Here is a 14,674-nt window from a genome sequence, read left to right as displayed (position 1 = left end):
CGCTACGCGCGGGAGCGGTGTGCCACGTAGGCGAGCGTTCCCAGCAACAGCCGAGCGGCGGGCGGCTTCGTCGCCGTGTCCAGTTCGGGGGAGCGCAGCCAGCGCACCGGGCCGAGGCCGCCGCGGTCGGACGGCGGGGCCGTGATGTGCGTGCCGGGGCCGAGGCCGCGCAGATCCAGGGAGGTCGGGTCGTCCCAGCCCATGCGGTAGAGCAGTTCCGGGAGTTCGGCGGCGGCGCCGGGGGCGACGAAGAAGTGCGCGCGGCCGTCGGGTCCTGCGGTGACCGGGCCGACGGGCAGGCCCATGCGCTCCAGCCGGGCCAGCGCGCGGCGCCCGGCCGGTTCGGCCACCTCGATCACGTCGAACGCCCGGCCGACCGCGAGCATCATCGCGGCGCCGGGGAACTCCGCCCAGGTGCGGGTCGCTTCGTCGAGGGTGGCGCCGGCCGGGACCTGGGAGGCGAAGTCCAGGGGGTGGGCGCCGGGTGCGCGGCAGTCCGCGCGGCCGCAGGAGCAGACGCCCGCCGCCGCCCGCGCGCCCGGTACCACGTCCCAGCCCCACAGTCCGGTGAACTCGGCGACGGCGGTGCACTCCGACGGACGGCCGCGTCGGCGCGTGCCGGAGCGGATCTCGCGGATGCCGGCGATCGTGAAGCCCATGCCCCCTCCAACGGGCCCGGCGCGTCGATGGTTACGACGCGGATGCGGATCGTGACCCTCTGTGTCCACCTTGTGCCTTCCGGCGCCCGGCTCCACGCACTCCGGACGGCGCTCGGAAGCGTCCCGGGTGGTGCGCCCGACGGTGCGCGCCCCTGAGTGCAGCACTCCGCCCACTCCCGGTCGTCCTATGTCAAGTGAATCGTGCGGAGGCGACCGTGAGTTCATTCGAAGGGGTGGCGAATGGTGGCGTTTCCGGGATCGCCATGGCTGGACGGGTGATCGTAGGATTACTTTGAGTGCACGAGTCCTGGGGGCGCATGCACTTGTGGGTATGCCGGAGGCAACTCGGCTTTCCGTTCGAAGGGTGAGAACTACCGGACGGGCGGCCGTATTTACCGGCATTCTGATAGGGCTTGGCGCACTCGGTGACAAGTGGTCCAAGGGATGGGGGCTTCCAGTGAGCGGCACCAGCGGAAGCGACACGAACGCTCTGAACGCTGACAAGCGCCCGAACGAGCTGCTCACGTCCTGGTTCGTGCGCAGCGGCTGGTCGAAGGGCGAACTCGCCCGCCAAGTCAACCGCCGGGCCCGCCAGTTGGGTGCCAACCACATCTCCACCGACACCTCCCGCGTACGCCGCTGGCTGGACGGCGAGAACCCGCGCGAGCCGATCCCGCGGATCCTGTCCGAGCTGTTCTCCGAGCGGTTCGGCTGTGTCGTCTCCGTCGAGGACCTCGGCCTGCGCGCCGCCCGCCAGTCACCCTCGGTGTCCGGAGTCGACCTTCCTTGGACGGGCCCGCAGACCGTGGCCCTGCTCAGCGAGTTCTCGCGCAGCGACCTGATGCTGGCGCGGCGCGGCTTCCTCGGGACCTCGCTGGGCCTGTCCGCGGGCCCGTCCCTCATCGAGCCGATGCAGCGCTGGCTGGTCCCCGCCCCCACCGCCCCGCGCACCGAGCCCGAACCCCCCGCCCAGCTCCGCCGCGGCCGGCTCTCCAAGCCCGAGCTGGAGCTGCTGGAGTCCACCACCGTGATGTTCCGGCAGTGGGACGCCCAGTGCGGCGGCGGCCTGCGCCGCAAGGCTGTCGTAGGCCAACTGCACGAGGTGACCGACCTCCTCCAGGAACCCCAGCCCGAGTCGACCACCCGCATCCTCTTCAAGGTCGCCGCCGAACTCGCCGAACTGGCCGGCTGGATGTCCTACGACGTCGGCCTCCAGCCCACCGCCCAGAAGTACTTCGTGCTCGCCCTGCACGCCGCCAAGGAGGCCGGCGACCGCCCCCTCGGCTCGTACGTCCTGTCCAGCATGAGCCGCCAGATGATCCACCTCGGCCGCCCCGACGACGCCCTCGAACTGGTCCACCTCGCCCAGTACGGCAGCCGGGACTGCGCGAGCCCGCGCACCCAGTCGATGCTGTATGCGATGGAGGCCCGCGCATACGCCAACATGGGCCAGCCCGGCAAGTGCAAGCGGGCCGTGCGGATGGCCGAGGACACCTTCACCGAGGCCGAGGAGTGGGACGAGCCCGACCCCGACTGGATCCGCTTCTTCTCCGAGGCCGAGCTGTACGGCGAGAACTCCCACTCCTACCGCGACCTCGCCTATGTCGCGGGCCGCAGCCCGACCTACGCCTCACTGGCCGAGCCGCTGATGCAGCGGGCCGTCGACCTCTTCGCCAAGGACAGCGAGCACCAGCGCTCCTACGCGCTGAACCTCATCGGCATGGCCACGGTCCATCTCCTCAGGCGCGAGCCGGAGCGCAGCGCGCAGTACGCCACCGACGCCATGCAGATCGCCAAGAAGGTGCGCTCGGAGCGCGTCAACACCCGGATCCGCAAGACGGTCGACACGGCCGTACGCGATTTCGGTGATCTGCACGAGGTCGTGGACCTCACCGACCGGCTCGCCGTCGAGCTGCCCGAGACCGCCGAGGCGGTCTGAGAAGCCGCGATCCCGCTCGATCCCCGGCCGCGGGCCGGCCCTCCCGAACTGCCCGACTCGGCTCCCCCATGCCAGGTCATCGGAAGGCCGCCCGCGGCCGGCCCATACCTTCAACCGAAGGTTGCGCCACGATAACGATCGACGGGCCCTCCATCCGGCAGTTCATCGACGCGTAACACCCAAGGCGCCTTCGTCACGGCGGCGAAACAACGAGGGGCTTCCACCGAAACCGCGCTGCGCCAATCTCATGGCGCATAACCGGCCCACCCCTCAATCCGCTCAGGCTTCGCCCGCACGGGGCCGTACCAACGACGAGGAGACGCCGATGGCACCAGCCATCACGCTTGCCGCAGAGACAGAGCTCTCTGCCGCCAACACAGGTTTCATGCTCATCTGCTCCGCCCTGGTGATGCTCATGACCCCGGGCCTGGCCTTCTTCTACGGAGGCATGGTCCGCGTCAAAAGCACCCTGAACATGCTGATGATGAGCTTCATCAGTCTGGGGATCGTCACCATCCTGTGGGTGCTGTACGGCTTCTCCATGGCGTTCGGCACGGATTCCGGCAGCATCATCGGCTGGAACTCGGACTGGGTGGGCCTCAGTGACATCGGCCTGACGGAACTCTGGGACGGCTACACGGTCCCGATCTTCGTCTTCATGGTCTTCCAGCTGATGTTCGCGATCATCACGCCCGCCCTGATAAGCGGTGCCCTGGCCGACCGCGTGAAGTTCAGCGCCTGGGCGCTGTTCGTCGCCCTGTGGGCCACGGTCGTCTACTTCCCGGTCGCGCACTGGGTGTGGGGGGCCGGCGGCTGGGCCTTCGAACTCGGCGTCATCGACTTCGCCGGTGGTACGGCCGTCCACATCAACGCCGGTGCCGCGGCCCTCGGTGTGATCCTGGTCATCGGAAAGCGGGTCGGCTTCAAGAAGGACCCGATGCGCCCGCACAGCCTCCCGCTGGTCATGCTCGGCGCAGGGCTCCTGTGGTTCGGCTGGTTCGGCTTCAACGCCGGTTCCTGGCTCGGCAACGACGACGGTGTCGGCGCGCTGATGTTCGTCAACACGCAGGTCGCCACCGCCGCCGCCATGCTCTCCTGGCTCATCTACGAGAAGATCCGCCACGGTGCGTTCACCACGCTGGGCGCCGCCTCCGGCGCGGTCGCCGGTCTGGTCGCCATCACCCCGTCGGGTGGCGCGGTCTCCCCGCTCGGAGCCATCGCGGTCGGCGTCGTCGCCGGTCTGCTGTGCGCCGTGGCAGTGGGCCTGAAGTACAAGTTCGGTTACGACGACTCGCTCGACGTCGTCGGCGTCCACCTGGTCGGCGGCATCATCGGCTCCCTGCTGGTCGGTCTCCTCGCCACCGGCAAGGGCCAGTCCGAGGTCGAGGGCCTCTTCTACGGCGGCGGCCTGGAGCAGTTCTGGAAGCAGTGCGCCGGTGTCGGTGCCGTCCTCGCCTACTCGCTGATCGCCTCCGCGCTCCTCGCCTTCGTCCTCGACAAGACCATCGGCATGCGGGTCTCCGAGGACGACGAGGTGGCCGGCATCGACCAGGCCGAGCACGCCGAGACCGCATACGACTTCAGCGGTGCCGGCGGTGGTGCCGCCCGGACCGCCGCCCCGGCCCCGGTCGCCGACACTGCGAGCAAGAAGGTGGACGCATGAAGCTCATCACCGCAGTCGTCAAGCCACACCGGCTCGACGAGATCAAGGAAGCCCTCCAGGCCTTCGGCGTGCACGGCCTGACGGTCACCGAGGCCAGCGGCTACGGTCGTCAGCGGGGCCACACCGAGGTCTACCGCGGTGCCGAGTACACCGTCGACCTGGTCCCGAAGATCCGCATCGAGGTCCTCGCCGAGGACGACGACGCCGAGCAGTTGATCGACGTCATCGTCAAGGCGGCCCGCACCGGCAAGATCGGTGACGGCAAGGTCTGGTCCCTGCCGGTCGAGACGGCCGTACGGGTACGCACCGGCGAGCGCGGGCCCGACGCGCTCTGAAGCAAGAAGTGAAGACAGGAGTCGCTGGGTGACGAGTACGGACTTGCGGAAAGAAGCAGATGACTCGGGACCCAGCGGCTACGCGGCGGCCCGGCTGCGCCTCCTCACCGAGGGGGCGCGGTCCGGGCCGCCGCGCCGTACCGCCCTCGCGGAGCTCACCGACGACTGGCTCACCGGCCTGTTCGCGGCCGGGGCGGAGGGCCTGCGCGGGATCTCCCTGATCGCGGTCGGCGGCTACGGCCGCGGCGAGCTGTCCCCACGCAGCGACCTGGACCTGCTCCTGCTGCACGACGGCACCGACGAGGACGCCGTCGCCGCCCTGGCGGACCGGATCTGGTACCCCGTCTGGGACCTGGGCCTCGACCTGGACCACTCGGTACGGACGCCCGCCGAGGCCCGTAAGACCGCCGGGGAGGACCTGAAGGTCCAGCTCGGCCTCCTCGACGCCCGGCACATCGCGGGCGACCTCGGACTGACCGCCGGACTGCGCACCGCCGTCCTCGCCGACTGGCGCAACCAGGCGCCCAAGCGGCTGCCCGAACTCCAGGAACTCTCCGCCGAACGCGCCGAGCGCCAGGGCGAGCTGCAATACCTGCTCGAACCCGATCTCAAGGAAGCCCGCGGCGGACTGAGGGACGCCACGATCCTGCGCGCCGTCGCCGCCTCCTGGCTGGCCGACGCCCCGCGCGAGGGCCTCGACGACGCCCGGCGCCGACTGCTCGACGTACGCGACGCCCTGCACCTGGCGACGGGGCGCGCGACCGACCGGCTCGCGCTCCAGGAACAGGACCAGGTCGCCGCCGAGCTGGGCCTCCTCGACGCCGACACTCTGCTGCGGCAGGTGTACGAGTCGGCGCGGGTCATCTCGTACGCCAGTGATGTCACCTGGCGTGAAGTGGGGCGCGTGCTGCGTTCGCGCGCCGTGCGGCCGAGGCTGCGCGCCATGCTGGGCGGTGGCGCGAAACCGACCGCCGAGCGCTCCCCGTTGGCCGAGGGCGTCGTGGAACAGGACGGCGAGGTGGTGCTCGCCCGCGCCGCGCGCCCCGAACGCGACCCCGTGCTCCCCTTGCGCGCCGCGGCCGCCGCGGCCCAGGACGGACTCCCGCTCTCCCTGCACGCCGTACGGCGCCTGGCCGCCACCACGCGCCCGCTGCCCAGCCCCTGGCCCGCCGAGGCCCGTGAGCAGCTCGTCACCCTGCTCGGCTCCGGCCGCCCGACCATCGAGGTCTGGGAGGCGCTGGAGGCCGAGGGCCTGATCACTCGCCTCCTGCCCGACTGGGAGCGGGTCCGCTGCCGCCCCCAGCGCAACGCCGTGCACATCTGGACCGTCGACCGGCACCTCATCGAGACGGCCGTGCGCGCCTCCGAGTTCACCCGGCGCGTCCACCGACCCGACCTGCTCCTGGTCGCGGCCCTGCTGCACGACATCGGCAAGGGCTGGCCGGGCGACCACTCGGTGGCCGGCGAGATCATCGCCCGCGACGTCGCCGCGAGGATCGGCTTCGACCGCGAGGACGTGGCGGTCCTGTCCGCCCTCGTACGGCATCATCTGCTGCTCGTCGACACCGCCACCCGGCGTGATCTGGAGGACCCGGCCACGGTCCGGTCGGTCGCCGAGGCGGTCGGCACCCAGGGCACCCTGGAGCTGCTGCACGCGCTGACCGAGGCGGACGCGCTGGCCACCGGGCCCGCCGCCTGGTCGTCCTGGCGCGGTTCACTCGTCGCCGACCTGGTCAAACGCGTCTCGGCGGTGCTCGCCGGGGACGTTCCGGAGGAGCCGGAGGCCGCCGCCCCGACCGCCGAGCAGGAGCGGCTCGCCATCGAGTCGGTCGCGACGGGCAGCCCGGTGCTGGCGCTGCGCGCGCAGACCGAGCCGCCGACGGACGACCAGCCCACCGGCGACCCCGAGCCGCTCGGCGTGGAACTACTCATCGCGGTACCGGACCAGCCGGGCGTGCTGCCCGCGGTGGCCGGAGTCCTCGCCATGCACCGCCTGACGGTCCGCACCGCCGAGCTGCGCGCCGTGGACCTCCCCGACGGCGTCGAGGGCTCGGTCCTGCTGCTGAACTGGCGGGTCGCCGCCGAGTACGGCTCCCTGCCCCAGGCCGCCCGCCTGCGCGCCGACCTGGTCCGCGCCCTGGACGGCACCCTGGACATCGCGGGCCGCCTGGCCGAGCGCGACGCCGCCTATCCGCGCCGCCGGGGCGTCCTGGCCCCGCCCGCCCGCGTCACCGTCCACCCGGCCGCCTCCCGCCTCGCCACGGTCATCGAGGTCCGCGCCCAGGACGCCCCGGGACTGCTGTTCCGCATCGGCCGGGCGCTGGAGGACGCGAGGGTCCGGGTGAGGAGCGCGCACGTGAGCACCCTGGGCGCGAACGCGGTGGACGCGTTTTATGTCACAGGCCCCGAAGGCGCTCCACTGCCCCGTGAGGAGGCGGCTTCGGTGGCCCGGAAACTGGAGGAGACGCTGAGGGGCTGAACGGGGATCCCGGTGACTCCCGTCGCCGGGATACCCTGGAGGGCGATTCCCAGCTGCCACCGACCCCGAGGACCGCGAGCGCCGTGTTCGATACTCTCTCCGATCGCCTCTCAGCGACTTTCAAGAACCTGCGCGGCAAGGGACGGCTCTCCGAGGCGGACATCGACGCCACCGCGCGCGAGATCCGTATCGCGCTCCTCGAAGCGGATGTGGCGCTGCCGGTCGTCCGTACGTTCATCAAGAGCGTCAAGGAACGCTCCCTCGGCTCCGAGGTCTCCAAGGCGCTGAACCCGGCGCAGCAGGTCCTGAAGATCGTGAACGAGGAGCTCGTCACGATCCTCGGTGGTGAGACCCGTCGTCTCCGCTTCGCCAAGCAGCCGCCCACCGTGATCATGCTGGCCGGTCTCCAGGGTGCCGGTAAGACCACCCTCGCGGGCAAGCTCGGCCGGTGGCTGAAGGAGCAGGGCCACTCCCCGCTGCTGGTCGCCTGTGACCTCCAGCGGCCGAACGCCGTGAACCAGCTCAGCGTCGTCGCCGAGCGCGCCGGTGTCGCGGTGTACGCGCCGGAGCCGGGCAACGGCGTCGGTGACCCGGTCAAGGTCGCCAAGGACTCCATCGACTTCGCGAAGTCCCGCGTCCACGACATCGTCATCGTCGACACCGCCGGCCGCCTGGGCATCGACCAGGAGATGATGCAGCAGGCCGCGGACATCCGGGACGCGGTCGGCCCCGACGAGATCCTCTTCGTCGTCGACGCCATGATCGGTCAGGACGCGGTCAACACCGCCGAGGCCTTCCGCGACGGCGTCGGCTTCGACGGCGTGGTGCTCTCCAAGCTCGACGGCGACGCCCGCGGTGGTGCCGCGCTGTCGATCCGCCAGGTCACCGGCAAGCCGATCATGTTCGCCTCGAACGGCGAGAAGCTCGACGACTTCGACGCCTTCCACCCGGACCGGATGGCCTCCCGCATCCTCGACATGGGTGACCTGCTCACCCTGATCGAGCAGGCGGAGAAGACCTTCGACCAGGCCGAAGCCCAGAAGATGGCGGAGAAGCTGGCCTCCAAGAAGGGCCAGGACTTCACCCTCGACGACTTCCTGTCCCAGATGGAACAGGTCAGGAAGATGGGCAGCATCAGCAAGCTGCTCGGCATGCTTCCCGGCATGGGCCAGATCAAGGACCAGATCAACAGCCTCGACGAGCGGGACGTCGACCGCACCGCCGCGATCATCAAGTCGATGACCCCGGCCGAGCGCCAGGAACCGACGATCATCAACGGCTCGCGCCGCGCCCGTATCGCCAAGGGTTCCGGTGTCGAGGTCAGCGCGGTGAAGAACCTTGTCGAGCGGTTCTTCGAGGCCCGCAAGATGATGTCCCGCATGGCCCAGGGCGGCGGTATGCCCGGCATGCCGGGGATGCCGGGCATGGGTGGCGGCCCCGGCCGTACCAAGAAGCAGCCGAAGAAGGCCAAGGGCAAGCAGCGCTCGGGCAACCCGATGAAGCGCAAGCAGCAGGAGCAGGAGGAGGCCGCCCGGCGCGCGGCCGCGGCTCAGGGCGGCGCCTTCGGCGTCCCCGGCCAGCAGGCTCCGCAGGACTTCGAACTCCCGGACGAGTTCAAGAAGTTCATGGGCTGACCCCCGCATCACCGCCGAGGGCGTCCCTGCTCGTCAGGGGCGCCCTCGGCGCGTACCGGGGTGCCGCGTCAGGGCACGCGCGCGATGAGGTACCGGAACACGTTCGGCATCCACACCGTTCCGTCCGGCCGCTGATACGGATGCAGCGCCTCCGTCACTTCCTTCTCGACCTGCGCCGGGTCGGTCGCGGAGAGCGCGGTGTCGAACAGCCCGGTCGACAGCATTCCGCGTACGGCGCTGTCGACGTCGGCGTATCCGAAGGGGCACGCCACCCGGCCGGAGCCGTCGGGGCGCAGGCCGGCCCGCTCGGCGACCTCCTCCAGGTCGTCGCGATGGGCGGGGCGCCGGCTGCCCGTGCCCTGCGGTGGATCGGCGAGTCCGGTGGCGCGCAGTACGGCCGAGGTGGTGCAGCGTTCCGGCGGACCCCAGCCGGCCAGCACCACGGACGCCCCGTGCCCGGCGAGCGGGGTCGCCCCTCGCAGCAGTTCGCCGAGCCCTTCCGAGTCGCCCGCGAGGCACCCGACCGGCTCGAAAGCGGTCACCAGGGTGTACGCGGGCGTCTCCGCGTCGGCCGCGTCCCCCGGCGAGCCGTCCAGCAGCCGGGTGTCGGCACGCGCGCGTGCGCCCCAGGTCTCGGGGAGCAGCCGCTGCCGGGCGAGCGCCAGCCGTTCGCGCGAGGAGGGCTCGACACCGGTGATCGCGGCTCCCCGCGCGGCCGCCATCAGCAAGGCGAGTCCGGAACCGCACCCGAGGCCCAACATCCGGGTGCCGGAGCCCACTTCGAGCCGTTCGTAGACGGCCTCGTAGAGCGGAACCAGCATCCGCTCCTGGATCTCGGACCAGTCACGCGCGCGTGCCCACAGGTCCACACGGGCCGAGGGTCCCGCGTGAGACAGGTGGTGCCGCACGAGCGTAGGTGTCATCGAAAGCGCCCCAATCCGCCGAGAGTTGCCGATGTGCCCGTTTGCTCAGCCCCCGTGAAATGCGCTCACTCTCCCCCCGTATGCCAGGTAACTCCCCGCTCGACCCGGCGTCCAGGGGTCGTCGGGCCCTGCTTGTGGCCGGGCCGCGCCTGTGGCGAGAATTCACATTCCGGCAACGTGGGCCCGTACCATCGCGCCATGGCAAAAGCACCCGTTCTCACCCCGCGGGCCGATGACTTCCCGCGCTGGTACCAGGATCTGATCAACAAGGCCGAGCTGGCCGACAACGGGCCAGTGCGCGGCACCATGGTGATCCGACCGTACGGGTACGGACTGTGGGAGCGGATGCAGGCGGAGATGGACACCCGCATCAAGGAGACGGGCACCCAGAACGCGTACTTTCCGCTGCTGATCCCGCAGTCGTACTTCGTCAAGGAGGCCGACCACGTCGAGGGCTTCGCGCCCGAGCTGGCGGTGGTGACGCACGGCGGCGGCAAGGAGCTGGAGGAGCCGGCGGTGGTCCGGCCCACCTCCGAGATGATCATCAACGACTACTTCGCCAAGTGGGTGCAGAGCTACCGCGATCTGCCCCTGCTGATCAACCAGTGGGCGAACGTGGTGCGTTGGGAGCTCAGGCCCCGGCTCTTCCTGCGCACGACGGAGTTCCTGTGGCAGGAGGGCCACACCGCGCACGCCACCTACGAGGACGCCCGTGACTTCGCGGCGCACATCCATCGCAAGGTGTACGAGGACTTCATGGTGAACGTCCTCGCCATGGACGTCGTCCCCGGTCGCAAGACCGTCAAGGAGCGGTTCGCGGGCGCCATCAACACCCTCACGCTCGAAGGCATGATGGGCGACGGCAAGGCGCTTCAGCTGGCGACCAGCCATGAGCTGGGTCAGAACTTCGCCAAGGCCTTCAACACGCAGTACCTGTCGAAGGAAGGCAAGCAGGAGCTGGTCTGGCAGACCTCCTGGGGTTCGACGACCCGCATGATCGGCGCCCTGGTGATGACTCACGGGGATGACAACGGGCTGCGGGTCCCGCCGCGGCTGGCGCAGATCCAGGTCGTCGTCCTCGCGATCAAGGGCGACGATGCGGTTCTGGCCAAGGTCCGCGAGCTCGGCGACCGGCTCAAGGCGGCGGGCATCCGGGTCCAGGTCGACGACCGCACGGACGTCCCCTTCGGGCGGCGCGCCGTCGACTGGGAGCTCAAGGGCGTGCCGGTGCGGATCGAGATCGGGCCGCGTGACCTGGAGAACGGCACCGCGATGGTGGCGCGCCGGATCCCGGGCGGCAAGGAGCCGGTGGGCATCGAGTCCCTCGTGGAACTGCTGCCGGGGATCCTGGAGGACGATCAGGCGCTGCTGCTGAAGCAGTCCCGGGAACGGCGGGAGTCCCGTACCGCCGAGGTGTCCACGGTCGAGGAGGCCGTCGAGGCCGCCGCGAGCGGCTGGGCGCGCATTCCGTGGGCGGCGCTCGGTGCGTCGGGCGAGGCCAGGCTGGCCGAGCAGTCGGTGACCGTACGGTGTCTGGTAGCCGAGGACGGGTCGGTGCCGGACGACGAGGACGCGCCGGGTAACGTCGCGATCGTCGCGCGCGCTTACTGAACAGAGGCAGGAGGCGCGAGAGCGACCGAAAGGCCTCTTGCGCCTCTGCCGGACACTGGCACCCCGGCGTGCGGAGACGGCGTACGCGCCGGTACGTACGTCAGACTACGCACCGGCTTGGTAGGAGCTGCGAGGGTTCTCCGCAGATCAGCGCACCCGCCCTCGTCGGGACGCACTAGTGGCAACTGACGGGTACGTGCAAATTATTTGGGATGGCCCGGAATCGGAACACACGGGCACTCCGGCTCGTTGTCATTACGTGAGCACGACACAGACACCACCTGTTCTCGCCGCAGAGCTGGCAGAGGCGTGGGCCGACATTCAGCGGCACCACCCCGAGCTGCCGGACCTTGCCGCGCCAGAGTCCCTGATCGGGGAGTCGTCGTCCGCGTGCGGACACGAGCTCTCCTTCGAGCGCCTCCTCCATGAGGCGGTGCATGGCATCGCCGCCGCCCGCGGAGTGCGCGACACCTCCCGTGCCGGCCGCTACCACAACCGCAGATTCCTTGCCATCGCCGAGGAACTGGGCCTGGACCACCCGGACGAACCGCACCCCAGCAGCGGTTTCTCCCTGGTCACGCTCAATCCCGAGGCCAAGCGCCGCTACCGTCCGACGATCGAGCGTCTCCAGCGCGCCCTGAAGGCGCACACGGCGGCGACGTCCGCGGACACCGCCCGCAGCTTCCGCGGGCCGGCGGCACGGCACGGCTCGTCCGGCGGTGGCGTACGCGTCAAGGCGGTCTGCGACTGCGGCCGCAATGTCCGCGTGGTCCCCTCGGTCCTGGCCCAGGCCCCCATCGTCTGCGGCGGCTGCGGAAAGCCGTTCCGCATCCCGGAGGTCATGGGCGCGGCGTAACACCACCACGTCGAACACCGGCATCTCGTGGCTGCCGGTTCAGGACGGGAGTGGACGGCGGGGTGCCGTGGAGCCTGCGGCACCCCGTGAGCGCCGGGCTGCGCGGCCCACCCAGCGGCACCTGCAACGCCGGGTGCCCCTCAGTCATGCCCGGCCACGCCCCCGGTCCGAGGAGACCCGCAGGGTGTGGCACAATGGCTAGCTGTACTCGACAGCCGCACAGGACCCCTCTCTCCTCCGGCTGACGCGTCCATCGGGCACTCGGGTACCGCAACCCCACGCGGCAATCTCGCCGTGCCCAACCACGTCAAATCCAGGAGAATCCACTCCCGTGGCAGTCAAGATCAAGCTGAAGCGTCTGGGCAAGATCCGTTCGCCTCACTACCGCATCGTCGTCGCCGACTCCCGCACCCGCCGTGACGGCCGTGCGATCGAGGAGATCGGCAAGTACCACCCGACCTACAACCCGTCGGTCATCGAGGTGGACGCCGACCGCGTCGCGTACTGGCTGGGTGTCGGCGCGCAGCCGACCGAGCCCGTCCTCGCCATCCTGAAGAAGACCGGCGACTGGCAGAAGTTCAAGGGCGAGCCCGCCCCGGCTCCGCTGCTGGTTGCCGAGCCGAAGAAGGCGCGCCCGTCGTTCGAGGCCCTCGGTGGCGACGACGAGGGCAAGGGTGAGGCCATCACCCAGAAGAAGAAGGCGGAGAAGAAGGACGAGGCCGCCGCCGAGTCCGCGTCGGCCGAGGCCTGAGCACCATGCTCGAAGAGGCGCTTGAGCACCTCGTGAAGGGCATCGTCGACAACCCTGACGATGTGCAGGTCGCTTCCCGCAACCTGCGCCGCGGACGCGTGCTGGAGGTCCGGGTCCACCCCGACGACCTCGGCAAGGTGATCGGCCGCAACGGCCGCACCGCACGCGCTCTGCGTACCGTCGTGGGCGCCATCGGCGGCCGCGGTGTCCGCGTCGACCTCGTCGACGTGGACCACGTCCGCTGACGCCGAACGCAGCACCGGCTCGGGCCGGGGAGGGCCACTGGGCCGTCCCCGGCCCGCAGTCGTACGTACGACAGGAGATCTTCGAAAAGTGCAGCTCGTAGTCGCCCGGATCGGCCGCGCCCACGGCATCAAGGGCGAGGTCACCGTCGAGGTACGCACCGACGAGCCGGAACTGAGGCTCGGCCCCGGCGCCGTACTGACCACCGACCCCGCCTCCGCCGGTCCGCTCACCATCGAGACCGGCCGGGTGCACAGCGGCCGGCTGCTGCTGCGCTTCGAGGGCGTGCGCGACCGCACCGCCGCCGAGGCCCTGCGCAACATCCTCCTCATCGCCGACGTCGACCCCGACGAGCTGCCCGAGGAGGAGGACGAGTACTACGACCACCAGCTGATGGACCTGGACGTGGTGACCAAGGACGGTGTGCAGGTCGGCCGGATCACCGAGATCTCGCATCTGCCCTCGCAGGACCTGTTCATCGTCGAGCGGGCCGACGGCAGCGAGGTGATGATCCCGTTCGTCGAGGAGATCGTCACCGAGATCGACCTGGCCGAGCAGAAGGCCGTCATCGACCCGCCGCCCGGACTGATCGACGACCAGGCGGAGATCGCCTCCTCGCGGGACGCCGAGGACGGCTCGTAATGCGCCTCGACGTCGTCACGATCTTCCCCGAGTACCTGGAACCCCTGAACGTCTCCCTGGTCGGCAAGGCACGCGCACGTGGGCAGCTGAACGTCCAGGTGCACGACCTGCGCGGCTGGACGTACGACCGGCACAACACGGTCGACGACACGCCCTATGGCGGCGGCCCCGGCATGGTCATGAAGACCGACCCCTGGGGCGACGCGCTGGACTCCGTCCTCGCGGACGGCTACGAGACCGGTTCCCACGCGCCCGCGCTGATCGTCCCCACGCCCAGCGGCCGGCCCTTCACCCAGGAACTCGCCGTGGAGCTCTCCGAGCGCCCCTGGCTGATCTTCACCCCGGCCCGCTACGAGGGCATCGACCGACGGGTCATCGACGAGTACGCCACCCGGATGCCGGTTTACGAGGTCTCCATCGGCGACTATGTCCTCGCCGGCGGCGAGGCAGCCGTACTGGTGATGACCGAGGCCGTGGCCCGGCTGCTGCCCGGCGTCCTCGGCAACGCCGAGTCCCACCGCGACGACTCCTTCGCGCCCGGCGCCATGGCCAGCCTGCTGGAGGGGCCCGTCTACACCAAGCCGCCCGAGTGGCGCGGCCGTGGCATCCCGGACGTGCTGCTCAGCGGGCACCACGGCAAGATCGCCCGCTGGCGGCGAGACGAGGCCCTCAAGCGCACCACGGCCCACCGCCCGGACCTGATCGAGCGCTGCGACCCCAAGACCTTCGACAAGAAGGACCGGGAGATGCTCTCCATCCTGGGCTGGGCGCCCGATCCCGAGGGAGAGCAGCACGGTCGATTTTGGCGCAGGCCCGAGGCCGTGGAAGAATAGGTCGCTGTTGTGCGCCGTCCGGCGTGCGCCCCTGCCGCAGGGGGACACGACGCCCGCCCCGACGCGGACAGCATCCTCTGGAACACCTAGCTCCCGCCCATGACCT

General features: G+C 70.5%; 13 protein-coding genes. 11 read left to right on the top strand and 2 right to left on the bottom strand.

What is annotated here, in order from left to right:
• Positions 1-2 precede the first annotated feature (2 nt).
• The gene (locus BN159_RS13700; RefSeq protein ID WP_015657579.1) at positions 3-659 is read right to left on the bottom strand and encodes a bifunctional DNA primase/polymerase; all 657 of its coding nucleotides are present in this window, start codon (positions 657-659) and stop codon (positions 3-5) included.
• Between the two features lie 457 nt (positions 660-1,116).
• Between BN159_RS13700 and nsdA the strand changes: the two genes are divergently transcribed.
• From nsdA to ffh, 5 genes are all read left to right on the top strand, one after another.
• Entirely contained in the window at positions 1,117-2,598 is a 1,482-nt protein-coding gene (gene nsdA / locus BN159_RS13695; protein ID WP_015657578.1) for a transcriptional repressor NsdA, read from the top strand.
• Between the two features lie 325 nt (positions 2,599-2,923).
• Entirely contained in the window at positions 2,924-4,261 is a 1,338-nt protein-coding gene (locus BN159_RS13690) for an ammonium transporter (protein WP_015657577.1), read from the top strand.
• Positions 4,258-4,596, top strand: coding sequence for a P-II family nitrogen regulator (locus tag BN159_RS13685; RefSeq protein ID WP_003997576.1), 339 nt, complete (start codon positions 4,258-4,260; stop codon positions 4,594-4,596). The genes BN159_RS13690 and BN159_RS13685 overlap by 4 nt, the downstream gene beginning before the upstream one ends.
• 28 nt (positions 4,597-4,624) lie before the next feature.
• Complete coding sequence (locus tag BN159_RS13680; RefSeq protein ID WP_015657576.1) at positions 4,625-7,075, top strand: [protein-PII] uridylyltransferase; 2,451 nt, start codon at positions 4,625-4,627, stop codon at positions 7,073-7,075.
• A gap of 83 nt (positions 7,076-7,158) precedes the next feature.
• On the top strand, positions 7,159-8,709 hold the full coding sequence (ffh, locus tag BN159_RS13675; RefSeq protein WP_015657575.1) for a signal recognition particle protein: 1,551 nt from the start codon (positions 7,159-7,161) through the stop codon (positions 8,707-8,709).
• Positions 8,710-8,777: 68 nt separating this feature from the next.
• Here the strand turns inward: ffh and BN159_RS13670 are convergent, their stop codons facing one another.
• The gene (locus BN159_RS13670) at positions 8,778-9,632 is read right to left on the bottom strand and encodes a class I SAM-dependent methyltransferase (RefSeq protein ID WP_015657574.1); all 855 of its coding nucleotides are present in this window, start codon (positions 9,630-9,632) and stop codon (positions 8,778-8,780) included.
• Between the two features lie 198 nt (positions 9,633-9,830).
• Here BN159_RS13670 and proS point away from each other — a divergent pair, with 198 nt between their 5' ends.
• The 6 genes from proS (at position 9,831) to trmD (ending at position 14,568) form a co-directional block, all read left to right on the top strand.
• The gene (proS, locus tag BN159_RS13665) at positions 9,831-11,243 is read left to right on the top strand and encodes a proline--tRNA ligase (RefSeq protein WP_015657573.1); all 1,413 of its coding nucleotides are present in this window, start codon (positions 9,831-9,833) and stop codon (positions 11,241-11,243) included.
• Between the two features lie 259 nt (positions 11,244-11,502).
• Entirely contained in the window at positions 11,503-12,099 is a 597-nt protein-coding gene (locus BN159_RS13660; RefSeq protein ID WP_015657572.1) for a hypothetical protein, read from the top strand.
• A 331-nt stretch (positions 12,100-12,430) separates the two neighbouring features.
• Complete coding sequence (gene rpsP / locus BN159_RS13655; RefSeq protein ID WP_015657571.1) at positions 12,431-12,850, top strand: 30S ribosomal protein S16; 420 nt, start codon at positions 12,431-12,433, stop codon at positions 12,848-12,850.
• A 5-nt stretch (positions 12,851-12,855) separates the two neighbouring features.
• Positions 12,856-13,095, top strand: a complete 240-nt coding sequence (locus BN159_RS13650) for an RNA-binding protein (protein ID WP_003973401.1) — start codon at positions 12,856-12,858, stop codon at positions 13,093-13,095.
• Positions 13,096-13,183: 88 nt separating this feature from the next.
• The gene (rimM, locus tag BN159_RS13645; protein ID WP_015657570.1) at positions 13,184-13,735 is read left to right on the top strand and encodes a ribosome maturation factor RimM; all 552 of its coding nucleotides are present in this window, start codon (positions 13,184-13,186) and stop codon (positions 13,733-13,735) included.
• Positions 13,735-14,568, top strand: coding sequence for a tRNA (guanosine(37)-N1)-methyltransferase TrmD (gene trmD, locus BN159_RS13640; RefSeq protein ID WP_015657569.1), 834 nt, complete (start codon positions 13,735-13,737; stop codon positions 14,566-14,568). The genes rimM and trmD overlap by 1 nt, the downstream gene beginning before the upstream one ends.
• Positions 14,569-14,674: the final 106 nt, after the last annotated feature.

Source organism: Streptomyces davaonensis JCM 4913 (genome assembly GCF_000349325.1).
GTDB classification, from domain to species: Bacteria; Actinomycetota; Actinomycetes; order Streptomycetales; family Streptomycetaceae; genus Streptomyces; species Streptomyces davaonensis.
Note: the sequence above shows the minus strand (reverse complement) of the source record. Positions and strands in the feature narration are given on the sequence as shown.